The sequence below is a fragment of the Adlercreutzia mucosicola DSM 19490 genome, from assembly GCF_000422625.1.
GTDB classification, from domain to species: domain Bacteria; phylum Actinomycetota; class Coriobacteriia; order Coriobacteriales; family Eggerthellaceae; genus Adlercreutzia; species Adlercreutzia mucosicola.
This window is the reverse complement of sequence record NZ_KE383895.1, coordinates 174,603-194,861: the sequence shown is the minus strand read 5'-3', so window position 1 is coordinate 194,861 and position 20,259 is coordinate 174,603. Positions and strand designations below refer to the sequence as shown.

General features: G+C 63.9%; 24 protein-coding genes. 15 read left to right on the top strand and 9 right to left on the bottom strand.

Going from position 1 to position 20,259, the window contains the following annotated elements; translation table 11 throughout:
- Positions 1 to 139 precede the first annotated feature (139 nt).
- Positions 140 to 1,078 (bottom strand): DNA/RNA non-specific endonuclease, encoded by a 939-nt coding sequence (locus G503_RS15115; RefSeq protein ID WP_051191224.1) that lies wholly within the window; start codon positions 1,076 to 1,078, stop codon positions 140 to 142.
- 1 nt (position 1,079) lies between these two features.
- Positions 1,080 to 2,564: an ATP-binding protein gene (locus tag G503_RS0111870; RefSeq protein ID WP_028027732.1), complete on the bottom strand. Its 1,485-nt coding sequence runs from the start codon at positions 2,562 to 2,564 to the stop codon at positions 1,080 to 1,082.
- Positions 2,565 to 2,919: 355 nt separating this feature from the next.
- Here G503_RS0111870 and G503_RS15110 point away from each other — a divergent pair, with 355 nt between their 5' ends.
- The 4 genes from G503_RS15110 to G503_RS15105 all read left to right on the top strand — a co-directional run bounded on the left by G503_RS15110 (position 2,920) and on the right by G503_RS15105 (position 6,537).
- Positions 2,920 to 4,272 (top strand): ParB/RepB/Spo0J family partition protein, encoded by a 1,353-nt coding sequence (locus G503_RS15110; protein ID WP_084636598.1) that lies wholly within the window; start codon positions 2,920 to 2,922, stop codon positions 4,270 to 4,272.
- A gap of 77 nt (positions 4,273 to 4,349) precedes the next feature.
- Positions 4,350 to 4,823, top strand: coding sequence for a DUF3846 domain-containing protein (locus G503_RS0111860; RefSeq protein WP_028027731.1), 474 nt, complete (start codon positions 4,350 to 4,352; stop codon positions 4,821 to 4,823).
- Positions 4,824 to 5,095: 272 nt separating this feature from the next.
- A complete protein-coding gene (locus G503_RS0111855; protein WP_028027730.1) occupies positions 5,096 to 5,818 on the top strand; it encodes a hypothetical protein in 723 nt (240 codons plus the stop codon).
- A 305-nt stretch (positions 5,819 to 6,123) separates the two neighbouring features.
- Positions 6,124 to 6,537, top strand: coding sequence for a YraN family protein (locus G503_RS15105; RefSeq protein WP_051191223.1), 414 nt, complete (start codon positions 6,124 to 6,126; stop codon positions 6,535 to 6,537).
- On the opposite strand, the gene G503_RS16930 is transcribed toward G503_RS15105, so the two are convergent.
- Positions 6,458 to 6,859 carry a YbaK/EbsC family protein gene (locus G503_RS16930; RefSeq protein ID WP_328285577.1) on the bottom strand — a complete coding sequence of 134 codons (402 nt, stop codon included), beginning with the start codon at positions 6,857 to 6,859 and terminating at the stop codon, positions 6,458 to 6,460. The two genes, G503_RS15105 and G503_RS16930, sit on opposite strands and share 80 nt — an antisense overlap.
- Positions 6,860 to 7,151: 292 nt before the next feature.
- Here G503_RS16930 and G503_RS0111840 point away from each other — a divergent pair, with 292 nt between their 5' ends.
- The 3 genes from G503_RS0111840 to G503_RS15100 are packed head-to-tail and all read left to right on the top strand — an operon-like array spanning position 7,152 to position 9,284.
- On the top strand, positions 7,152 to 7,562 hold the full coding sequence (locus G503_RS0111840) for a P-loop NTPase family protein (protein WP_028027728.1): 411 nt from the start codon (positions 7,152 to 7,154) through the stop codon (positions 7,560 to 7,562).
- A 10-nt stretch (positions 7,563 to 7,572) separates the two neighbouring features.
- Positions 7,573 to 8,775 carry a relaxase/mobilization nuclease domain-containing protein gene (locus tag G503_RS0111835; RefSeq protein WP_084636667.1) on the top strand — a complete coding sequence of 401 codons (1,203 nt, stop codon included), beginning with the start codon at positions 7,573 to 7,575 and terminating at the stop codon, positions 8,773 to 8,775.
- A complete protein-coding gene (locus G503_RS15100; RefSeq protein ID WP_051191221.1) occupies positions 8,772 to 9,284 on the top strand; it encodes a hypothetical protein in 513 nt (170 codons plus the stop codon). The genes G503_RS0111835 and G503_RS15100 overlap by 4 nt, the downstream gene beginning before the upstream one ends.
- Positions 9,285 to 9,347: 63 nt before the next feature.
- Here G503_RS15100 and G503_RS0111825 read toward each other — a convergent pair whose 3' ends face one another.
- Positions 9,348 to 9,794: a MarR family winged helix-turn-helix transcriptional regulator gene (locus G503_RS0111825; protein WP_028027726.1), complete on the bottom strand. Its 447-nt coding sequence runs from the start codon at positions 9,792 to 9,794 to the stop codon at positions 9,348 to 9,350.
- A gap of 9 nt (positions 9,795 to 9,803) precedes the next feature.
- Positions 9,804 to 10,205 carry an SRPBCC family protein gene (locus G503_RS15095; RefSeq protein ID WP_051191218.1) on the bottom strand — a complete coding sequence of 134 codons (402 nt, stop codon included), beginning with the start codon at positions 10,203 to 10,205 and terminating at the stop codon, positions 9,804 to 9,806.
- 172 nt (positions 10,206 to 10,377) lie between these two features.
- Here G503_RS15095 and G503_RS15090 point away from each other — a divergent pair, with 172 nt between their 5' ends.
- The 8 genes from G503_RS15090 to G503_RS16800 all read left to right on the top strand — a co-directional run bounded on the left by G503_RS15090 (position 10,378) and on the right by G503_RS16800 (position 13,892).
- A complete protein-coding gene (locus G503_RS15090) occupies positions 10,378 to 10,647 on the top strand; it encodes a helix-turn-helix domain-containing protein (RefSeq protein WP_035023062.1) in 270 nt (89 codons plus the stop codon).
- Positions 10,648 to 10,893: 246 nt separating this feature from the next.
- The gene (locus tag G503_RS0111810) at positions 10,894 to 11,484 is read left to right on the top strand and encodes a TetR/AcrR family transcriptional regulator (protein WP_028027725.1); all 591 of its coding nucleotides are present in this window, start codon (positions 10,894 to 10,896) and stop codon (positions 11,482 to 11,484) included.
- Between the two features lie 8 nt (positions 11,485 to 11,492).
- Positions 11,493 to 11,723 (top strand): DUF4177 domain-containing protein, encoded by a 231-nt coding sequence (locus tag G503_RS0111805; protein ID WP_028027724.1) that lies wholly within the window; start codon positions 11,493 to 11,495, stop codon positions 11,721 to 11,723.
- Complete coding sequence (locus G503_RS0111800; RefSeq protein ID WP_028027723.1) at positions 11,720 to 12,448, top strand: ABC transporter ATP-binding protein; 729 nt, start codon at positions 11,720 to 11,722, stop codon at positions 12,446 to 12,448. The genes G503_RS0111805 and G503_RS0111800 overlap by 4 nt, the downstream gene beginning before the upstream one ends.
- On the top strand, positions 12,432 to 13,127 hold the full coding sequence (locus G503_RS0111795) for an ABC transporter permease (RefSeq protein WP_028027722.1): 696 nt from the start codon (positions 12,432 to 12,434) through the stop codon (positions 13,125 to 13,127). Before G503_RS0111800 ends, G503_RS0111795 begins: the two co-directional genes overlap by 17 nt.
- A 16-nt stretch (positions 13,128 to 13,143) precedes the next feature.
- Positions 13,144 to 13,374, top strand: a complete 231-nt coding sequence (locus G503_RS0111790; RefSeq protein ID WP_028027721.1) for a hypothetical protein — start codon at positions 13,144 to 13,146, stop codon at positions 13,372 to 13,374.
- A gap of 12 nt (positions 13,375 to 13,386) precedes the next feature.
- On the top strand, positions 13,387 to 13,629 hold the full coding sequence (locus G503_RS0111785; protein ID WP_028027720.1) for a hypothetical protein: 243 nt from the start codon (positions 13,387 to 13,389) through the stop codon (positions 13,627 to 13,629).
- Positions 13,548 to 13,892 carry a helix-turn-helix domain-containing protein gene (locus G503_RS16800; protein WP_328285576.1) on the top strand — a complete coding sequence of 115 codons (345 nt, stop codon included), beginning with the start codon at positions 13,548 to 13,550 and terminating at the stop codon, positions 13,890 to 13,892. Before G503_RS0111785 ends, G503_RS16800 begins: the two co-directional genes overlap by 82 nt.
- Positions 13,893 to 13,955: 63 nt before the next feature.
- Here G503_RS16800 and G503_RS0111775 read toward each other — a convergent pair whose 3' ends face one another.
- From G503_RS0111775 to G503_RS0111760, 4 genes are all read right to left on the bottom strand, one after another.
- The gene (locus tag G503_RS0111775) at positions 13,956 to 17,831 is read right to left on the bottom strand and encodes a VaFE repeat-containing surface-anchored protein (protein WP_028027718.1); all 3,876 of its coding nucleotides are present in this window, start codon (positions 17,829 to 17,831) and stop codon (positions 13,956 to 13,958) included.
- 13 nt (positions 17,832 to 17,844) lie between these two features.
- Entirely contained in the window at positions 17,845 to 18,348 is a 504-nt protein-coding gene (locus G503_RS0111770; RefSeq protein ID WP_028027717.1) for a hypothetical protein, read from the bottom strand.
- 131 nt (positions 18,349 to 18,479) lie between these two features.
- Positions 18,480 to 19,481: a hypothetical protein gene (locus G503_RS0111765; protein WP_028027716.1), complete on the bottom strand. Its 1,002-nt coding sequence runs from the start codon at positions 19,479 to 19,481 to the stop codon at positions 18,480 to 18,482.
- Positions 19,482 to 19,491: 10 nt separating this feature from the next.
- Positions 19,492 to 20,250, bottom strand: a complete 759-nt coding sequence (locus G503_RS0111760; protein ID WP_028027715.1) for a hypothetical protein — start codon at positions 20,248 to 20,250, stop codon at positions 19,492 to 19,494.
- Between the last annotated feature and the right edge of the window lie 9 nt (positions 20,251 to 20,259).

Below are 20,259 nucleotides of genomic sequence, written 5' to 3'. Positions count from 1 at the left end.
TAGGGCCAGTCCCGCAGGACCGGCCCTTGCAAAGCCTCGAAGGCTTTGACATGTGCGATTATAGTGACAGGCTCACACGGCTTTGTCAATGAGCCGTTCTGTCCTACGGGCATCATCCCGAGGGGCCTTCATGGGAGATTCAGGGTCGGCACCTTCCGCACGGCTTGTAACCTGCGTCTATGAGCTCTTGCCTCATACCCGTATGCTTCCTCATCCGGCCGTCTTTGATCAGCTGGACGGAAGGGCATGACGTCCGGTGGAATGTCTTCGCCGCGTCGTTCACGATGCAGTCGTGCACCATGGAGTCTTGCACAGAATCGTCGCGGCAGCTCGCGCCTGTTGCGTAGTCTATGCGCACGCCCGGCTGGATGTTGTGGAGGTACACGTTGAACTGGAGCGGCGCGTCGTCCTCGCATATCGAGAGCGCCTCCATCTGAACGCCCCGCGCAACAAGCTCGTCATCCCGGTAGATCGGCGTCACGCGAAAGAGGACCCCCGCATCCCCATGTTGCGCGCAATGGTCAGCGACCATGTTCTCGAACACGCGCATAGCGTGGTTCATGTAGCGTGTGCCCGTGATGAGGTTGCGCTCGTTCGCGTGCTCGCCTGTCAACCTGTAGCCGATCAGGTGGCAGCGGTTGTAGAGCTTCCTACCTTCGACGAAATCGTATTCGACATCATGCCATCCGCTGGGGACGATCTGCTTGATGGCACGGCGCGACTCGCCGTCTTCCGGCATCGTCTCCTCGCTCACCAATGCGAATGCCGCGCCGCAGCGCCCCATCTCGTCCAACTCCGAGTAACGCTCACAGCCGACCCCGACGGCTTTGTCCTCTTCTGAGAAAGTTGGCACGTTGTCATTCACGATGTCGAAGGGATGTCCGGCATACTCCGGAAGACCGCCCGGGTCGAACGACGGCACTCCGTCCTCCACCGCTTTAATATAATCAGATCGACAAAGGCCGAGTTGGCCTGAAGCTGATCCTCCGGCGAAGCTTTGAAGCAACAATCCGGCAGTCTCCCCGATATCTTGGATGATATCGAAAACGGATCCTATGTCGAGTCGTCCTTCTGCCACCTCAGCGCTTCTGCTGGTCAGAGGTCGCGGGCAGCGCGTACCTTCGTGCGCGAGCATTTCCTTCAGCCTCGACGGTCCCCTCGGATACGAGCGTCCTTAGAAGCTCGTTGGTCCAAGAGACGCCGAGCCCAACTCCAGATGCGATATCTGCCGATTTGGAAGGCCCGTGCACCGTCAGATACTGGACTATGCCAGCCTTGCTGCGCTCTTTTTCCCCAGATGAGAGGGCATTAATATCTGCCGCTCGTATCTGACGGCGACCGGCAGATACTTCGGAAAGAGGCAACGTCAGAATCGTCTTGCCAGGGTCGGACTCTTCTCTATACGACGGCTCTGCATAACCCATCTCCCTCCACCCGTGGAAGATCTTGGTTATGCCGCTTCCTGCGCGTTCGCCTGCGTCGATCATGGCGAATATCTTGAGCATTGTCGCATTGCGAGGACTCGACTCGCCCGGTTGTACAGCCTTCTCAAAAGGAATGCGGAAGTTGCCAGGATTGGAGATCGTCAACGCCTCATCTCGCCAAACGCAAACGACGCCGCTCCTCCCATGGTAATCGGCATTGGTCAGGCAGTTCACTAGGGCCTCGCGAAGAGCTTCATGTGCAGGGGTGTCATCCACGCGCTCGATTCCTTCCAGCTTGAACGGAACTCTCAACGCAGCCTTGAGCTTGTTGTACGCCTTGATGTAGAAGTCGTAGATATTGCCCGACCAGTCTCCGGTAAACGATGTGAACCTGTCCTCCCATCGAGTGTCAGCGCTAGTCTCCTGCCGATAGTCGAGGAAGTAATCCGGGAGCACGCGGGTTATCCAACAATCCTTGCTGAACATGAGCATTCCGGCGTACGTCGGCCGCAGAACCCCTTCTGCGTCTTTTCCGGCCGCGCCGAGGAACATAAGGAAGTCATTGTCGCTTGCGGTATTCCAGACGTGTCCCTCGTTTCTGAACTCGAAGCGGGTGCGGTACTTGCGAACCGTCTCATAGTCGATGTGGTCCATCTCCGCCGTCTCTGCAATACGGGAGTCATCGCTTGACGACTCAGCGTCGCGGAGCATCGACTGGATTTCCTCGCGAGTGCAACGGTGGTCGCCCGTATGCGTGCGCCGCCACGTCTCGCCAAGGATGTCCTTGTTCAGAAACACAGGACGCATAAGCCTGCTGACGCGAGGCACCTCGATGACGATGACCTTCTTGTCGTTGACCGCATCAATACGGGCATCCTCGTCGCGCAGGAATCTGGCGCTCAACTTGTCTTTGCTCAGCGCAGCATTCCAGAAGTCGTCGAGCATCTTGTCGGCGTCACCGAGCCCGACGATCTCCAAAGTACCGTCTTTGCGCTCCTTGGCTCCGAGCACAATTACCCCGCCGCTCGTGTTCGCGAACGCCGAGACCGTCTCCCAGACGCTCTTCGGCAGACCGCCCTGGGCGGCCTTGGCTTCGAGGCGGTTACTCTCCTTGTAGGCTTCGAGTTTGGCTAGATCCATGCGGTGACCTTTCTAGTTCTCTTCATTTTACTGCCCTGAGCACCGGCTCGATACCGTGCGTTCCCGAAAGCGGAACATCGACGCAACGACGGGACCTAGGCCGCGCCCTCAGGCCTCCCGCTTACGCCTCTGCCCCCGGTCGCCTTGAGCCCGCACGTTCGCACGGCGCCGGCCCGGGCGCAAGGGCCGCGAAAACTTTTCGGCTGGGGAGAGAGGCCTTCCAAGACCTCCCGAAAACTCAAGCCCTGGCGGGTTTCGCTCTCCTCTCTTGCACCCGCGACGCCGCCGTGCGGGACACGTGCCACAAGGCGAGCCCGAAGGGGGCGAGCCGACAAGACCAAAGGAGGTCTGAAAGATGGAAACGACCAAGATCCCGCTCTCATCGTGCGTCGAGAGCAAGCACCAGAACCGCAAGGAGCTGGGCGACGTCTCGGGGCTCGCCCGCAGCATCGAGGTGAACGGGCAGATCACGCCGCTCATCGTGGTAGCCGACGGCGAAGCCTACCAACTCGTCGCAGGACACCGCAGAACCGCCGCCATGAAGTCACTCGGACTCGAAGAGGCTGACGCCTACGTGATGGACGGCTGGGACGACGCCCGGATCGCGCAGATCCTCAACGCGGAGAACAACCACCGCCGTGAGCTCACCGAGGCCGAGCGCGGGCGCGGCATCCAGACCATGCTCTCGCTGGGAGTCCCGGTCGCGGACGCGGCCGTGAGCGCCGACATCCCCGAGGGCAAGGCCGAATCCTACGTGCGCGGCACGAAGGTGGTCCCCGTGGACGCCGTGAACCTGGACTTCGAGGCCGTGGCGCTCATGGGCGACTACGACGACGTGCTCACCGAGGACGACGTGGTGGCCGTGCTCTCCAAGAAGAGCTTCTGGGACCGCCAGGCGGTCTGCCGCAAGGCCCGGGCGCGCGCGGCGGCCGAGGAGGAGGCGGCGCGGCTGGGATCCCTCGGCATCGAGGTGGTGGACAGGGACTCCCTCGGGGAGGGCTACCACGGATGCGGCGGCGACTGCGGGCACCCCGGCCTCGTGGCCGTCGTGAGGCCCCAGGCCTGGGGCGAGGGGGCGGACGTCACCTTCTACTGCGACGACGAGTCCCACGTCTACCAGCCCACGCCGGAGGAGGTCGCGGAGACGGAGGCCTTCCTGGGGCGCAGGGCGACGCTCGACGCCATGGGCGGCCGTATCGCGGAGTTCGCCAAGTCCATCTACCCGAAGTTCCCGGCCAAGGGCCAGTCGAAGCTGCGCCAGTGGGCGCACGAGGCCTTCGAGGCCTGCTACGAGTGCGAGCCCGACGACGTCTGGGAGGGCTTCAAGGAGCCGCGCGGCAAGGCGCTCGACCAGTTCATTCTGATGCGCACCATCCCGGCCTGCGTGCCCGGCCTCCCGGAGCGCGTCCTCAAGCGCGGCTACGAGCCGTGGTCGCGCGACCTGGACGACCTGCTCGGGTTCACCTCCTTCGTGGACGACGTGCTCATGCCCGCGGGCTACGAGCTCTCCGAGGAGGAGCGCGACCTGATGGACCACCTGAGCGGGATCTTCGCCGCCGAGGACGAGAACGAGGTGTTCGGCGAGGACGAAGACATCGAAGCCATCGAGGACGCAACCGAGGCAGATGATGACGAGTGCCCCTTCGACGCCGACACCATCGACGGCGAGCCCCTGAATAGCAGCGCGGCCATCGCCAAGGCGGCCTGACGCCTTATCTCCGCCCGGCCCCAGCCACGGGTCGGGCGGTCTCTTCTCTTCCATCACATATCAGAAAGGAACAAGCCATGAAGACCACCCTTGAGGCCATGATCGTCCCTGTGGGCGGTGCGCCCTATCCCAAGACCCTCGAAGCGGACGAGAACGGCTCGTTCCTCCGCGCCCTGCAGGAGTGCGTGGGCGGCCGCATCGAGCCCATGAGCCACCTGTTCGACGATGCCCCGACCGTCTACTGCAACGAGGAGGGCAAGCTCCCCGGGAGCGGGTGCCGCCCGAACCGCGCAATCTACGCGACCGAAGCGATGGCAAACGCTGGCTACGCGAGCCCCAACGACTCGAGCCGCGCCGTGAAGCCCGACGAGTTGTACGACATCGTGTTCGGCGACATGGTGTGCGTCGGCTTCGACTCCGAGACCGGCGAGGACCGCGACATCACGCCCGAGGAGCGCGAGCGCGTCATCGAGCGGTTCGGCAGCCGCGAGTCCATCGCATCGGGCGATCTGGAAGCCCTCCGCATCCAACTGGCAGCCCGTCACCGCTAGGCGCAGGCTATGAGCGCCACGCATCCCACACGACCTCCTCCGTGAGCGTCCTCCCTCCGCACGCCCCGTCCTGGGAGCCAAGCTGCCCGAGGGCGCGCGCGGCGGCAAGGGCCGCGAAAAACCTTCCGCTGAATACCCACGAAGGCGACCGAAAGCTCAGGCCTGCGGTTTTCGCTTCCCCCCTTGCCCCCACGTGCGCCCTCGGGCGGCCGCTTCTCCCAGGAAGGCGCATCCGAAGGAAGGACGCGCCGCGAACACCAGGAGGTCACATCATGGGAAACCGAGCCGTCATCACCACGTCCGAGCGCAAGGTCGGGCTCTACCTGCACTGGAACGGAGGACGCGACACCGTGGAGCCGCTGCTCCGGTACTGCGAGCTGCAGGGCTACCGGCCGCCGAGCCAAGACGAGTACGGCTGGGCGCGCATGTGCCAGGTCATGGGCAACTTCTTCGGGGGGAGCACGTCCCTCGGCATCGGCCCCTACACCACCGACCGCCAGATGGACCCCGGCGACAACGGCATCTACGTCATCGACGGCTGGCGGATCGCCGAGCATCTGCGGACCGAGTACGACGAGGGCTGGAACGCCGTCGGGATGCGAGCGTTCGAGCCCGCCGAGGAGGAAGCCTGGCACGAGTTCGACGATATGCTCCGCAGCCTCGACGCGTCCATGCCCGAGGGGCTGCGGCTCGGCGGGGTGCTCGACTCGGTGGAGGTCCCCGTCTCGGACGTGAGGCTCGGCGACGAGGTGTGGCTCTACGACGGCGTCTACGGCAAGTGGGAGTCGTTCCCGGTCGTCGGCTTCGGGCAGCCCGAGTTCAACCGCATCGCAGTGGAAGTCGACGCGCCGAACGGCAGGAGGGAGGCCACGTACCCGGACCTGCCATACGTCGCCAAGTGCGACCACGACGGCGACTTCTCGTGGAACTGCAACAACTACGTCCACGGCGACACGGCACGCATCAAGCCGCGAGGCCAGCAGGTTGCCGCATAGCAGCTCGCAAGCCCGTCGGCCTTCGGGTCGGCGGGCTTTCCCTTCGCTTCCCGCATGGGTCGCATCGACCTCCCGGCGTATCCGGCAGCCCCGCCCTGCCTCTCACCCGCATACTCGCCGAAGCCCCGCGGCCGCGCAAGGGCCGCGAAAACTTTTCGGGCGGAATGAGGGCAAGTCCAAGGCCTCCCGAAAACTCAAGCCCTGGCGGGTTTCGCTCTCCTCCCTTGCGCAGACGCGAGACTTCGGCAGCTCCCGGGTCACGAGGCAGGACAAGAGGGCCTGCCCGAAACTTTAGGAGGTCTACCATGAACGACTTGAACGCGAAGGCCAAGCAGGCCGCCGAGAGCTTCCTCTCGCGAAGGGGCTACGACATCCTGGACGACGGCTGGGAGGATCCCTCAGGCATCGTCGACATCGTGGCGCGCGAGGGCGACGTCCTCGTGTTCGCGGAGGTGACCGTGACGCGCGATAGCAGCCGAGGCTTCCCCCGCGAGCGCTCCGACGAGGCCAGCCGGGCGGCGCGCGAGGCGTCGGCGCTGGCGTACCTGGCCGAGCACGACGTGGCCGACATGATGGTGCGCTTCGATACCGTGTCCCTCGTGGTCCTCGGCAGCGACCGGGCGCTCGTGCGGCACCACGTCAACTGCCTCTCCGTCGGGATTCCGCAGCAGGAGCTTCCCGACGGCTCGGACCTGCAAGCCCTCCCGGAGGCCGCCTAGACCTCCTCGGCCCCGCGAGGGGCGAAGCCCTCCGCCTTCGGGCGGAGGGCTTTTTGATGCTCAGGACTGCCCCTTTGGCTGGAGGCTTGCAGGCATCGACCCAGACGCCCGCGGGCACGGTCTGCGCCAGCTCTTCGGGCGTCAAGGCGATGGCGCTGTTGGAGCTTCCGCATGCCGGGCAGATCACGTCGAACCGACGCAGGGACTCGTCGAAGCACACGTCGCAGCCGTCCTTCACGCCGAAGGGGCAGACGCCTCCCGCCGCATGGCTGATGCGGCCCTCCGCCTCGTCCGCGATCTTCCTCAATGATGGGTCGCCCATGGAGAGGCTTTCGGACGAATCTCGCCCAAGGTTCCCGCAACAAAGCAAGAGGCCTATTCCGTGTACACAGCACACGGAATAGCTCTTGGCCGCCGAGCGCCATCGTTCGCAAACGATGACCTTTGGCATCGTTTCGGGCGGTATCGCCATGAGGACGAACCTTCCCGAAACGATACGGCGGCAGCGCGGCCCCGGATGCCCTCGACTACGCTTTGTGCGGGGGATCCCCCGCGCCCCTAGTGCGCAGGCTTCGCCTCCTTATTCAAACTCGGAAGGGGGCAAAGCCCGCGCGATGGAGCGCCATCCCAAACAGATTCACGTGCGCATGTCGGAAGCCGAGGTCGAGCGGGCCAAGCGCCTCGCGACGGACACCGGCATGACGCTATCCGACCTCATCCGCGTCCTCCTGCAGCTGCCCTCGTCTTCCATCGAGGAAGGAGCGCGCCTCGTCGTCATCGACAGAACGACCGCCGCGAAGCTCACCCGCGAGATGCGAAGGTGGGGCCATCACTACAACCAGGCCGTGCATGCTCTCAACGCCATCGCCTATTACCTGCGCGCCAACGATATGGACACAGAAGACGTGCTCGAAGAGCTCGACCGCGCCTCGGACAAGCTCGCCGTCATGCAGCCCGGCGTCGAGGCCCTGCGCCGAAGCGTCGAGGACGTGGCAGGAAGCGTCATTGCGGCGCTCGGGAGGTGATGTCGTGCCGATGCTCAAGACCATCGCGGGGCATACCTCGGCACGCGGCATCTGTCGCTACCTCACGCGCAAGAACCGTGCGCTCGCCAGCGACTACATAAACATCGACGTCCCCGAGGGCAGCCGCGAGTTCGACTGGGCGGAGACGATGGATGCCACGCGCCGCTCCTTCGGAAACGACCTCCCCTGGCGGGGGAAGCGGGCGCGCACCTACAAGCACTACGTCGTGTCGCCCGATCCCAAGGACGGCATCGCGCTCGAAGCCCTGCGCGATCTCGCGACCTCATGGGCGCAGGAGCACTTCTCCGAATACGAGGTGGCAATCGTCTACCACGATGACAACGAGCACGGCATCCCCCATGCGCACGTGGTCGTGAACAACACCAACGTCGAGACGGGGCGGCGGCTCCAAGACCCTGACCCGAAGGCTCTTGCCGCATCGCTCCAAGCGCTCGCCGAGGCGCAAGGGCTCACCGCTTTGAGGCCGCCGCAGGCAACGGGCGTGGCGGCGCGCGCACAGAGGCGCAGCCCGAAGAGGAGCCCCGAGACTTACAGAAACGAGTATGTGCGCCGGGCGGAGCAGGAGCTCACCGAGCGCGGCGAGTACTCCTGGACGGCGGACATCCGTGCCCGCGTCCGCATAGCCCGCACGGTGTCAAGGAGCGAGGCGGAGTTCCGCAGCATCCTCGGCACCATGGGCGTGACTGTGGCCGACAATTCACCCAAAGCAGAGCGACGGGACTGGATATACGCGCTCGCGAGCCACCCTTCGAGGAGGATATCCGGGGAGCGCATGGGGCTCGCCTACGGGCGCGAGCGGCTGGAGCCGCTGCTGCGCTCGGGAGGCGCGAGAAGGCTCGAAGACGCCGGGGAGCGCGCCATCGCGGCCATAGCGAAGCGGGCGGTCGCGGTCGGGGACCTCGCGGAGCTGCGGAGCCTTTCCGGGGCGGTCGCCCTCATCGAGGCCTCTCATGCCAGATGCCTTGACGATCTGGATGCGCTCCTGAAGAAGGGCGGGGACGAAGCGGTGCCGCAGCTCGTCGGCTACGTCAAGGAGAAGGGGCTTCTGCCCAAGGAGCGGCCTGCGCCCGCCCCTAGGAAACCTGCGGCTAGATCGGGCATCCGTCCCGTCGGAAGCAGGCGCCAAGACGATGCAGGAAGACATGCTCGCCAAGACATTCAGGACAAGCGAAGAGAAGGACCCGAAAGGTGATAGTCAAGGCTTACTACTCCGGCGGTCGCATCGACGTGTTCGACACAGACCGCATGACCGACGGTGTGCCGCAGCCGGGAAACCTGCTCACCAACTACACCCTCGACCTCTCCGACGTGAACGGCGAGAGCCTATGGCTCTGCTCCTACTACTACGAGGCAGCCCAAGCGTATAAGGACGAGAAGGGGTCGAAGGACCTTCCTGTGGCCCGCAGGCGCGACGGCTGGAGCTTCCTTCTCGCCGACGCCGAGGACATGCAGAGGCTCAATCGCGTCACTATGGACGGGGAGACCGTGCTCGTGCAGATGGCCGGTGAGCTCGTGGACGTGTCGGCGTTATCATGGGCATGTGACGTGGCTGATGTGTTCGGGCCTCAGGTTGAGGAAGCTCATAACCTCTTGGCAGCAACCGGGGCAAACGCCCTTGCTGACATAGGGGTACCCGCCTCAATCGCGCATCGCCTCGCAATGAGCGTCGATCAGGGGAGCAAGGAACCCCTAAGATTCTGATGCCAATACCGTCCGGCCGCTCAATGAACCGACCCGAGTTGTAGCCTAATTCCAAACAGCTGGTCAGCAACTTCGGCACAACAACCGTGAGAGCATGGTTCTTAGCCGCGCATTCTCTTCATCGTGCTCAAAGAAGAAAGACCTGTCGACCCCCTCGACATCCCCCATCGCCTGCTTCAGGCGGTTCCTACCCTCTTCCGTATTCAAGATTGAATTGGCCCGCATGTCCGCTTCGTGCGGGGATCGACGAACGAGCCCTTTTTTCTCCAATAGCCTAACGGTAGAAGACACGGTCATCGCATCAATCATGGAGAAATCCGATATCTTCTTTTGGGTGATGCGCTCTCCTTGCTCGGAAAGCTCCTCGACTACAGCCAGGATTACGAACTGGGTATGCGTGAGGTCGTATGGCTGAAGCGCCTGCTTGACCTCTCTGTGCCAAAGCATATAGGTTTGCCAAAAGAGCAAGCCAGTGCTGTCTTTATGATTTTCGCACTCTGCAAACTTCATGACAATCCGTCACATGGAAAGGAGCTTCTTCAGGCAGCCGGCAAGGCCTGCGGTAATGCCTTTTCCTATGTTATCCATCTGGCTCTCTTCTCCACCATCAATGGTGACGGCATGTGTGATGATCACGTTGCCCGCATCTTCCTCCAAGGCGTGCTCAAAGGTGATCGTCATTGGCCCCATCTCAGATTTTGTAGTGAAGCCCTTCATTTGCGAGCATTCGACCAGAATGAAGGGCAGGTCAGGCCCATGCGACATCTCCATGACGCCATGGGTGCCGGCGGAGAACGGTCCAGACAGCCGCACGGATCTTACTCCGCTATCCCATGTACTCCATTTGCTGACATCAGAGTACAGATCCCAGATCCTGTTGATATCGGCTTGGCCGGTAGCAGATTCTTCATAGTAAAACATGCAAAGCCTCCTATTGGTAAGTACACTTATAATAAGATAACTTACTTTATAGAAGGATGCAATAGGCGGCTTATAGATGATCGTGGGGTCTTAAAAGACTGCGATTTTGTTGCCGCAAGTCCGCCATGGGCAAACGCCCGGAGCATCGGCAACTCAGGGATAGCCATACCAAATGCAATACCAGCACATCATATTGATAATTGACCGCATGCGCCTAGAGCGTGGCATGAGCGTTGCTGAGCTTGGCCGTCGGACGGACATCGACAAGAAGCGACTTTGGTACATCCTCGACGGGCAGCGGGAGATGCGAGTGGAAGAGTTCCTGAAGCTCTGCATTGCCTTGAAAATCGACCCCCGCAGCTTTGTCACCAGGGAGATGGTCGAAAAGGTGGCCGAGGCGACGAGGCGAAGCACCGAACGATACGATGATATAGGCATATGAAGCGAAGAGCGCCCCGCGGGGCGCTCTTCTGCGATTATCTACCCCTTTCCGCCAGCACAGGCTATTCTTCCTGCGGCTCTCCCTCTTCTTCCGATCCCCCTCTCCCGGAGGGATTCCCTGGCAAGAAAAGTCTTCCGGAAATCGCCTAGCTCACCCTTGCCATTGATTTCGTACAATGATATCTTCTCTTTGTGAACATATTTTACGAATGTTCGTAAACAATATTCTAAAAGGAGATGAGCCGCCATGCCGTCGAAGCCGATGCTCACCGAAGCCGACAGGGAAGCCCTCCGGGAGAGGCTTTCCGGGCTCTGCGAGGAGCGCTGGATAGAGCGCGGGTACAAGAAGACTTCCATCAAGGAGCTGTGCGAGGGCGCGGGGATGTCCGTCGGCACCTTCTATACGCTCTATCCCACCAAAGAGGATTTGTTCTGCGAGACCATAGCGGGCATCCAGGAAGAGCTAGAGGCGAGGTTTCTCGACACCATCGCGAAGAACCCCACCAAGGAGGGCTTCGCTCAAGCGATGAAGGATATCTTCCGCGAGTACGCGAGCAAGCCGTTCCTCTACAACGTCGGCACCGCCGACTTCCAGTCCTTCGCGTCGAAGCTGCCCGCCGACACCCTGGAGAAGATCAGCTTCGATAGCTTCGAGTTTTTCGGCCGTGCGGTCGACGTCGCCGGACTCGCCCTAAAGGTCGCTCCCGAGCAGGCCTACGGGACCTTGAGCGCGCTGCTCTCGATCATCAGCGCTAAAAACACGCTTAGCCTCACATGCAACTGCCTTGCCGTGTTCGACTACATGACCGACGTGCTCGTAAGCGGAATCTTCGAGTAGGAGGGGCCATGGAGCTATACGAATACGAGGTCATTGCTGCGGAGGCCGGGAGCGAGGCCGGTCTAGAAGGCGGCCTGAAGGCCGAGCTGAACCGGCTGGGAGCGCAAGGCTGGGAGCTCGTCACCTCCTTCGCGCTCCCGCACCTCGGTCGCTCGAAGCACGCCCTTCTCGGCATCGCGACACCGACGGTTCTCATACTCAAGCGTCCTCTCGGAGCTACCAGAGAGGTGCCGAAATGAGCTGGGCCATCGAGACCTGCGGCCTCACGAAGAGGTTCGAGGGCGTCACCGTCCTAGATGACGTGACCTTGCGCGTGAGAAAAGGCGACGTATACGGTTTCCTGGGGCCGAATGGCGCGGGCAAGACCACGCTCATGCGGTCGCTCTTCCGCCTCGTGACCCCCGATGCCGGGACGGTCTCCCTGCTCGAACAGCCCGTACGAAAGGGCTCTAATCCCGTTTTCGCTCGCGTGGGCAGCATGCTCGGCAGCCCGGCCTTCTTCGAGGGGTTGAGCGCGCGGGAGAACCTCACGCTGCACTGCGCATATATGGGAGCTGATGCGGGACGCGTCGACGAGGCCCTGGCGCTTTTCGGCCTGTCGGGGGCGGAAGACAAGGCTGCAGGCAAGCTCTCCCTCGGCATGAGGCAGCGCCTCGGGCTCGCCCGCGCCATCGTGACCGACCCCGAACTGCTCGTGCTGGACGAACCCATGAACGGCCTCGACCCCGAGGGCATAATAGAGGTGCGCAACATCTTGCGCGCCGTAAATGAGGAGCTGGGCGTGACCATATTCGTGTCGAGTCACCTCTTGGACGAGCTCTCGAAAATCGCGTGCACGGTCGGGCTGATAGATCGCGGGCGCATGCTCGACGAGGCGACCGTGAGCGACCTGCATGATAGCGACCGTACCCTTGAATCCTGGTACCTTGAGAAGACGGGAGCCCGCCATGGTAAAGCTGATTAGCTTGGAGTTGAGAAGGGTGCCGCTTCTGGGCCATCTCGTGGGCATCGTGGTGGCGAACCTCCTCATCGCCCTCGTGAGCATCATCGCGTCCGCCCTCCTGTCCGGGAGCGCATCCACCTCGGCCGCAGTCGGCTTGCCTGCCACTCCGCCGGACACACTCACCTTGGCCACCATGCTCGTACGGGCAACCCTCATCGTCTGGGAGGCGGTGCTCGCATCCCAGGTCGTCATCGAGGAGTACCGCGCCGGCACGCTGGCCCTGCTCTTCGCGAGCCCTGTACCGCGAGGAAGGATCCTCGCGGCGAAGGTCCTCCTCGTGTGCGGCATAACGCTCGCGCTCTACGCGCTATCCTACTGGTTTCAGAGCGCCTGCGTAGCCGTTGCGGGAAACTATCTGCCCTACGTGAGCGGTCACAACGTTGACCCCGTCAGGGATACCACCGCCATCGTCTCCGCAATCGCCGTAGGTCTCGCTCCCCTTCTCGTGGGAGCCCTAAGCAGATCCGTCATCGCTACGGTGGTCTCGTCCTTCGCGCTGGTGGCCGTCGCATCGAACGCCCAAGGGGCGGGAGCGAGCCTTCTGTCGGTCCCCTTCGCCGCGCTCTTCATAGGCATGGCCGGTACGGTCTGCGCAGCAGCGGCCGTCCACAGAATAGTATCGGCCGATTCGGCAAAATAGCAGAAAGGGAGAACGCATGCTCAATTTCCTCATCCCCAGCTCCATCCCCGTGCCCGACGCCAACACCCTCCAGCTCATATCCATCGCATCGCTCATAGTGGGTATCTGTCTCGTGCTTGCAGGCGGCGCCTTCCTCCTCTGGGGAAAGAAGGCGGGCGGCGGATGGAAGGTCGTACTCGGATGGGTTCTCGCCGCCATCGGCGCGACACTCACGCTTAGCCACGCCGTGCAGCTGATGCTCTACTAGGAAGGAAGACCGATGATAGACGAAGTAAATGATGCATGCAAAAAGCTCAACAAGGGGCTCGGCGTCCCGGTATCGCCCCCGAACCCCGGAGAGAAAGCGCTCGGCAGGGCTTCGGCAGTGAACGTGGTCTTGGGAATCGGCCTCGTGGCCGTAGGAGCCCTCTCATCCTTAAAATGGTGCGCCGTCCTCGGGATTGCGGCCATAGGCAGCAGCGCGGTGATGGCGTGGGAGAGCAAGAGGCGAAGGGACGACTGACTCCCTCCGAGGCTCGGATCCTCGACAAAATGAGGAAGATGCGGGGAATTTGTGTTGCTGAGCTGGCCCGACGCATCGGCGTTGACAAGAAACGGCTGTGGTATGTGCTCAACGGGCAACGTGAGATGAGGGTCGATGAGTTCTTGAAGCTCTGCGTCGCCTTGAGGCTCGACCCTCGCAGTTTCGTGACTCATGAAATGATGGACTGTGTTGCCGAGGCGACGAGGCGAAGCATCGAACGATACGATGATATAGGCATATGAAGCGAAGAGCGCCCCGCGAGGGCGCTCTTCTTGCTGTTTTCAGCTCCTTTCCGTCAGCGCAGACTATTCTTTCTGCGGCTCCTCCTCTTCTTCTGAATCCTCCTCTCCCGTCTCTTCGCCTTCCGAGGAGCCCTTGTGCTTGGCACGGCGTTCGTGCAGGGCGACAAGTGCGGCGATGAGGGCGGCCACGACCGCCAAGCATATGAGCGGCACGACGTTGTTGGTGTCGCCCGTTTGCGCGAGGCCGGTCTTGGGGTTTCCGGGGCCGGGCTTCTCCACGAGATCGACGCTCTGGCCCTCGTCGTCGATGTCCTCGTGCGTGGCCACCACATCCCCGTCGAGCGCAAGGCTCTCGAAGACCACCGTGCGGTGCCCGGCGAGCTCGCTGCCGTCGAAGGAGAACGAGACCTCCACCGAGCCGTTCGGTTCCTCGGGCGTGAACGCCACCATGCTCGTCAGGGGCAGCCCGTCCATCTCGACGGGCTTGGCGGTCGTCTTGTCGATGAGCGTGCCGGTCAGCACGTACTCGCGGCCGGGCTCAAGGTTCTCGTAGCGAACCTCGTCGATGATGGTCACATCATTGTCCGCCACGGCCTCGTGGTCGCCGTCGTCCGCGTCGGTCGCGGTCGTGCCGATCTCGGGCGCGGGCTCGGTCATGCGCACCGTCTGGTTCGCGTTGTCGAGGTCGCTGTGCTCGAGGACGGCCTCTCCGTTGCGGTACAGCGTCTCGAACACCACGATGTCGGTTCCCTCGAAGCCGGTGCCGTCGAACTCGAAGGCCACGGTCGCAAAGCCGCTTTCCTTCTCGGGCGCGAACTGCACCTCGCCCTCCACCGGGCTCCCGCCGACTAATACGGGCTCGCCCGTTGCCTTGTCCATCAGGATCCCGCGCAAGGCGTAGCTCTCGCCGGGAACGAGCCCCGTGTAGAACACCTGGTCCTCGATGCGGACGGTGGAGTCGGCCGAGACCTCGTGGTCGCCGTCGGCCGCATCGGTCGCGATGGTGCCGATCTCGGGGGCGGGCTCCGCCTTCACGGTCTGCCCCTCGTCGTAGATGTCCGCGTGCGCCGCTACCTCGATGCCCTCGTGCTCAAGGCTCTCGAAGGCGACGATCTCCTTGCCCGCGAGCGCGGATGCGTCGAAGGTGAACTCCACCTTCACGTGCCCGAAGGGCGCGATGGGGGCGAACTCCTTCTCGGACGTGACCTCGGAGCCGTTAACGATGAGCGCCTGGCCCGTCGCCTTGTCCATGAGGGTGCCCTTGACCGTGTAGGTCTTGCCCGGCACGAGGTTTGCGTAGGCTATTTCGTCGATGACGGTGACGGTGCCCTCGGGCGAGAGTGCATGGTCTCCGTCGGCCGCATCGGTCGCCTCGGTGGCGAGCAGCGGGATGGGCTGGTCGTCCACGGTGCCCAGGTCGATGTCGAAGCCGGTGGCGGTGGTGTCGCGGCTCACGTTGAAGGTGTCCTCCCAGAGAGCGTAGCCCTCGTTCGCCTCGCAGCGGAGCTCTTGGATGCGGTACTCGCCGAAGGGAAGGGCGCCCAGCTTGTCATCGGGCTCCGCCATGGAGCCGTCCTCGCCTTGGCCGAACCAGATGCCGGAGCCCTCCACTACGTCGGCGGTGTCGATATAGTCCTCGCTGAGCAGCTTGTCGTTCGCGTTCACCGCATCCTGGCGGCTCCTCCATTCGGAGGAGGTGTTCAGCATGCCGTTGCGGTCCGTCACGGCCACATGCACCTCTCCCGTGGTCACGTTGGTGATGAGGAAGGGGACGTGCGCGAGCTTGCCGCCTGTGATGGAGCCCTTCTTCTGCAGGTGGGCGTCATGGCGCACTACCTGGTCGCGCCAGAGCAGAGCGTCGCCCTCGCGGTCGCACGTGACGGTCTTGCCGTCCTCGCGTACCTCGAAGGTGCGGGGCTCTCCGTCGGTGAGCAGGTAGCTGTCGTTGGTCGCCGTCTCCGCGATGGTGTAGGTCCCGTAGGGCAGCGTGTCGGATGCGGTCTGGGCCGTGTAGGCTCCCTTCTCGGGGTTCCAGGCCGTCTCGATCACGGCCACGACGGCGCCCTTGGGCCGATAGGTGTCGCCCACCATGACGCCGTGCTCCGATGCGTTCACGACCGTGAACTGGATGCCCTCAAGGGAGCCGCCAAGATACCCTTCCGTATCGAGGGCGGAATGGTCGGCTCCTCCCAGCGCCTCGCTCTTGCCGAGCTCAAGGTCGTCCTTCTCCACTTGGACGCCTCCGCGAACCACCTCGTTCAGCATGCCGTCGTCCTCGACGAGCTGGTCGAACTGGCCGTCCTCGCGGATCTCGACGATGTGGCTCAAGATGCCCTCGCGCACATATCCGGCGGGGGCCTTCGTCTCCACGACCTCGTAGGTGCCGAAGGGGAGCGCACGCGCGCCGGTTGTCGCCGTCCAGGCGTCGAGCGATTCGTTGTAGCTGGTGGCGATGGTCATGACGGCATCGCCGGAAGCGAACTCCTCGGCCGCCTGGAACCTCCCATCATGGTTCGCGTCGTACCAGATGGGATTGGCGGAGCGGTTGTACACCGTGAACTCCGCGCCCTCGAAGGTCGCATCGCCCTGGGCGTAGTTCCAGAACTCCCCGTCCTCATGCTCGTAGCGCTCCGCGTCGCCTTTGCCGACGATGAAGCCGCCGCGCTGCGGGTTCTCGCCGAACTCGCGCGTAGGCTGCACCTCGATGACGGCGGAGCCGCCCTGGGCATCGGCCGCGGTGACGCGCAGACGGTGGACGCCGCGGTCGAGCAGATATCCGCCGGACGGATCGAGCTCGCGCACCTCGATGTCGCCGAGCGGGATGCCCTCGAACACCACGGTGGCGCCGTTCGTCTCGCCCCTGACCGTCTCGGTGGTGCCTCCCCGCTTGTAGCTCGCCTGGTAGAGCGCCCCGTCGAGGGTGGCGTCGCCCTGCGGGCTTCCGTGCCCCGTCTCAGCGTCGAACTTCTTCAGCACGAGGCGCACGGTGATAGGAGGCTCGGCCGAGGAGAACGCGTAGTCGTTGCCGGGGCCGACCTCGTAGACGTTCTCGTCGAGCACGTAACCGGACGAGGCCCGCACCTCCTTGGCGTAGAAGGTATCTCGGGTGGCGCCGAGGCTGCCCGACTCGCCCGCGCCGCTCGCGTCGGTGGTTATCGTCGTCAGCCGGTTGCGATCGGCCTGGGCGTCCGCCCGCGTCCGGTAGATGCCGTAGACCGCTCCCGCGAGCGTGTAGTCGGGGTCGTCGGCCGCCCAGGACCGGGCCGCCGACTTCGACACCTTCACGGTGGTGTGGTAGGTGAACGAGAGGATCACCTGGGTGGAGGAGCCCGTGTAGAGCATGAAGGGCTCGAAGTTCGAGGGCACCTCGCCCGCGCGGCGCAGGATCTTGCGGCCCGTGGCGTCGTCGTTGATGAGGCTCCCGTCGTCGCCGAAGCCGATGACGTTCCAGCGCACCCAGTCGCGGAACCCCTCGGTGCAGCCGAACATAGCGTAGTTGCCGTCCGAGGAGTAGGTGTCAGCCATGAGGATGTGGGCGAGCGCCATGTATCGGTCGGCCGTCATCGGGCCGCCGTCCTGCCACCGGCTCGGCCACAGCGAGGCGTCGAAGCCGGGCGTGCCGTAGGAGAACCAGATGTCGGCCGCCAACTCCTCGGTTCGCCCGCTAGTGGTCGAGAGCGGCGACTTCTCGTAGGTGCCCGCATCCGGCGTGAGCTTGGAGGGGTTTCCGCACCAGGCGGGCTGGCCGTCCACCTCGAACCAGGTGGTGGTATAGGCGTCGTAGTGGATCTTGTCGCCGACGGTGAGGGTCGCGCCTTGGGCCGCATGCGCCTCGCCCGGCGCGAGGCCGAGCGCGGGCGCGATCATGCCGAGGGCGAGCGCCGCAGCCAGCAGCAGGCGCAGCGCTCTGGAGGGCGTGCTGTTCCGGGTTCTCTCCATCACATCGCCCCCTCTAGCGGCCATCGCGGTCCAAAGGGCGGTCTGCGCCCTTCTCCATCGACTCGGACGCCTCCTTGGCCCCCTCGGCGCGCTCGGCGAGTCCCCGGTCGTCCTTCGCGTGCTCCTCTGCGTAGCGCTTGCGCGCCTCGGAGAGCGCCGTCTTGATCTGGTCGGGCGTGACCTTGATGACCTCTTTCTCGCGCTTCCCGTCGTCGCCGACGATGGGGTTGCCCTCGATGTCGCGCACATCGCGGCGCAGCTGCACCTCGCGGTCGGCCAGAAGCGGGATGTCGCGCCAGTGCTCGCCGCGGAACTTCGAGGGGTTCACGTAGAGGGGGCTGAACTCGCAGCCGCCCACGTCCTTGCCGTCGATGACGGTGTCCTTGGGCAGGCGCACGACGTTGAAGGTCTTCTCCTGCCCGGTCTTCTTGTCGGTGTACTTGATGCCCTCGTGGATGAAGGACTCGTGGAGCGAGATATAGACGTTCTTCTTGGGGGTAGCAGTCTCTTCTGCCATAGCTTGTCTCCTTTGCATCGTTGGCGCAGCGGCCATTGGTGAACGGGGAAATGCCGCGTGCGCCTCTGTGTTGACTGGTCTTTTGATCGCTCTTGGGCGCTATGGCCCGCGCGCTCTGATTCTCATGCCGGTCAGCCTCCCATGATGTCGCGCGCCCAAGAACCGCTCTTCACGAGCGAGAGGATGAGCAGCGCGCACATGGCGAGGTATTGGAGCGCATACGAGAGGCCGCCGACGATGGAATCAACCACTGGCACGCCCGCGCTCGCGGCGTTGAGGCCCCCGAGCACTATCGGGAAGGACACGAGCAGCACAAGGATGATGAGCCCGGCCAGACACACCGCGAGGAAGTTTTTCAAGTACCCGACACCCATCTGGCGCGTCTCGTCGAGGGAGGTGAGCGCGAGGGGGATGGGGCTGAAGGCGGCCATGACGTAGATCTGGATGGCGCGCGCCCAGCTCACGACGAGGGCGACCACGTAGGCCACGATGACGACGAGCCATGACACGAGCGCCACCACGAGCATCGCGATGAGGGCGGCCACGTCGTCGTCGGTCGTGGTGATGGAGACCGCCGACAGGTCGAGCGGCATGCTCTGGCCGAACAGGCCGACCACGCGGTCGATGGCGAGCCTCACCACCTCGTAGACGGCGGCCATCAGGTCGAAGCTGTTCTGTATGAGGAAGAGGAACACCGCGAAGAACACCAGCATGAAGACGACCTCCTTCACGCCGGGCATCGTGGCGTTGCCGTCCATCCTCTGCGACACCTTGATGAGCTGCACGGTGAACACGAACGAGAGCATCCCGCACCCGATGGGCAGGATCGCGTGCTGCCACACGCCGCGCACGACGTCGTACATCGTGACGGTGCCCGCGTGCCCGAGCATCTGGTCGAAGCCGGAGGAGAGGACGCCCCCCGCTCCGATGGACTTCAGCATGTCGGCCTGGCTTGAGAATATCCAGTTGCAGGTGTCGCGGAGAATCCCGCAGAGCCATGCGTTGATGTCGCTCGCTATGTCGGCGAAGGCGGGGCTCGGGCACGCGAGCAGGAGCGCGCACAGAAGCGCCGCCGCCGAGAACGCCACGGCGAACCCGCGGCCCGCTGCCGCCTGCTTGAGGAACGCTGCCATGGGACGCCGCCTAGCCGGCCATGGCGAACGAGCCATCCTCGTACACCGCCGTGACGATGGTGGAGGCCGCGTCGTCCAGGTGGAACGTCGCGCTCACGCGCCCGCCGCGCACGTCCAGGTACACTTCGCCGTCGAAAGATGCGACGGTGGCGGAGGGGGCGTGCGATGCGCACCACGAGCCGACGGCCGAGGCGAGCTCGCCCGCCTTTCCGTCGATGAGACCCGTATAGGGCTCGGCGAGCCCGGACACGCTCACGGCCGTGCCGGCGGCCTTGCCCTGCACGTAGCGCGGCTCCACCGCGAAGGCGTCGCTCGCGACGGTGAGAGCGCCGTCTTTCTCCTCCACGATGATCGAGGCGGAGGTGGCATAGGGGTCGCCCTCGCGCATGAAGTCGATGTCAAGGTGCTTCTGGCCGTTGCCCTCGCCGGCCTCCTTTGCGTCGAACACGGTCAGCCTCACCGACGTCCCGTCGCTCTCCACGAAGGAGCCCTCCCGGAACTCGATGGTCTTCTCGGGCGCGCCCTCGGCCTGCCACACGTTGCCCTGGAGCAGCTTCGCGATCTCCTGGGATGCGTCCGCGGCCGATGCCGTGCCGCCGGCATTGGCGCCGTCGGCATCCTGCGCGATGCTCTCGGCGGGCGCCTGCGCTTCGCTCTGCGCGCTCTCCTCGACCGTGTGCGCGATCGAGCAGCGGACCGCCGTGCTGCCGATGACGATGGCCACCATGCCGATGGCCGCTGCGAGCATTACCTTGTTCTTCTTCTGCATGTTCTCTCC

Coding starts and splice junctions, on each gene's coding strand:
- G503_RS0111870 (WP_028027732.1), bottom strand. CDS start 2,564: ATGGATCTAGCCAAACTCGAAGCCTACAAGGAGAGTAACCGCCTCGAA.
- G503_RS15110 (WP_084636598.1), top strand. CDS start 2,920: ATGGAAACGACCAAGATCCCGCTCTCATCGTGCGTCGAGAGCAAGCAC.
- G503_RS0111860 (WP_028027731.1), top strand. CDS start 4,350: ATGAAGACCACCCTTGAGGCCATGATCGTCCCTGTGGGCGGTGCGCCC.
- G503_RS0111855 (WP_028027730.1), top strand. CDS start 5,096: ATGGGAAACCGAGCCGTCATCACCACGTCCGAGCGCAAGGTCGGGCTC.
- G503_RS15105 (WP_051191223.1), top strand. CDS start 6,124: ATGAACGACTTGAACGCGAAGGCCAAGCAGGCCGCCGAGAGCTTCCTC.
- G503_RS16930 (WP_328285577.1), bottom strand. CDS start 6,859: ATGGGCGACCCATCATTGAGGAAGATCGCGGACGAGGCGGAGGGCCGC.
- G503_RS0111840 (WP_028027728.1), top strand. CDS start 7,152: ATGGAGCGCCATCCCAAACAGATTCACGTGCGCATGTCGGAAGCCGAG.
- G503_RS0111835 (WP_084636667.1), top strand. CDS start 7,573: ATGCTCAAGACCATCGCGGGGCATACCTCGGCACGCGGCATCTGTCGC.
- G503_RS0111825 (WP_028027726.1), bottom strand. CDS start 9,794: ATGAAGTTTGCAGAGTGCGAAAATCATAAAGACAGCACTGGCTTGCTC.
- G503_RS15095 (WP_051191218.1), bottom strand. CDS start 10,205: ATGTTTTACTATGAAGAATCTGCTACCGGCCAAGCCGATATCAACAGG.
- G503_RS15090 (WP_035023062.1), top strand. CDS start 10,378: ATGCAATACCAGCACATCATATTGATAATTGACCGCATGCGCCTAGAG.
- G503_RS0111810 (WP_028027725.1), top strand. CDS start 10,894: ATGCCGTCGAAGCCGATGCTCACCGAAGCCGACAGGGAAGCCCTCCGG.
- G503_RS0111805 (WP_028027724.1), top strand. CDS start 11,493: ATGGAGCTATACGAATACGAGGTCATTGCTGCGGAGGCCGGGAGCGAG.
- G503_RS0111800 (WP_028027723.1), top strand. CDS start 11,720: ATGAGCTGGGCCATCGAGACCTGCGGCCTCACGAAGAGGTTCGAGGGC.
- G503_RS0111795 (WP_028027722.1), top strand. CDS start 12,432: ATGGTAAAGCTGATTAGCTTGGAGTTGAGAAGGGTGCCGCTTCTGGGC.
- G503_RS0111790 (WP_028027721.1), top strand. CDS start 13,144: ATGCTCAATTTCCTCATCCCCAGCTCCATCCCCGTGCCCGACGCCAAC.
- G503_RS0111785 (WP_028027720.1), top strand. CDS start 13,387: ATGATAGACGAAGTAAATGATGCATGCAAAAAGCTCAACAAGGGGCTC.
- G503_RS16800 (WP_328285576.1), top strand. CDS start 13,548: ATGGTGCGCCGTCCTCGGGATTGCGGCCATAGGCAGCAGCGCGGTGAT.
- G503_RS0111775 (WP_028027718.1), bottom strand. CDS start 17,831: ATGGAGAGAACCCGGAACAGCACGCCCTCCAGAGCGCTGCGCCTGCTG.
- G503_RS0111770 (WP_028027717.1), bottom strand. CDS start 18,348: ATGGCAGAAGAGACTGCTACCCCCAAGAAGAACGTCTATATCTCGCTC.
- G503_RS0111765 (WP_028027716.1), bottom strand. CDS start 19,481: ATGGCAGCGTTCCTCAAGCAGGCGGCAGCGGGCCGCGGGTTCGCCGTG.
- G503_RS0111760 (WP_028027715.1), bottom strand. CDS start 20,250: ATGCAGAAGAAGAACAAGGTAATGCTCGCAGCGGCCATCGGCATGGTG.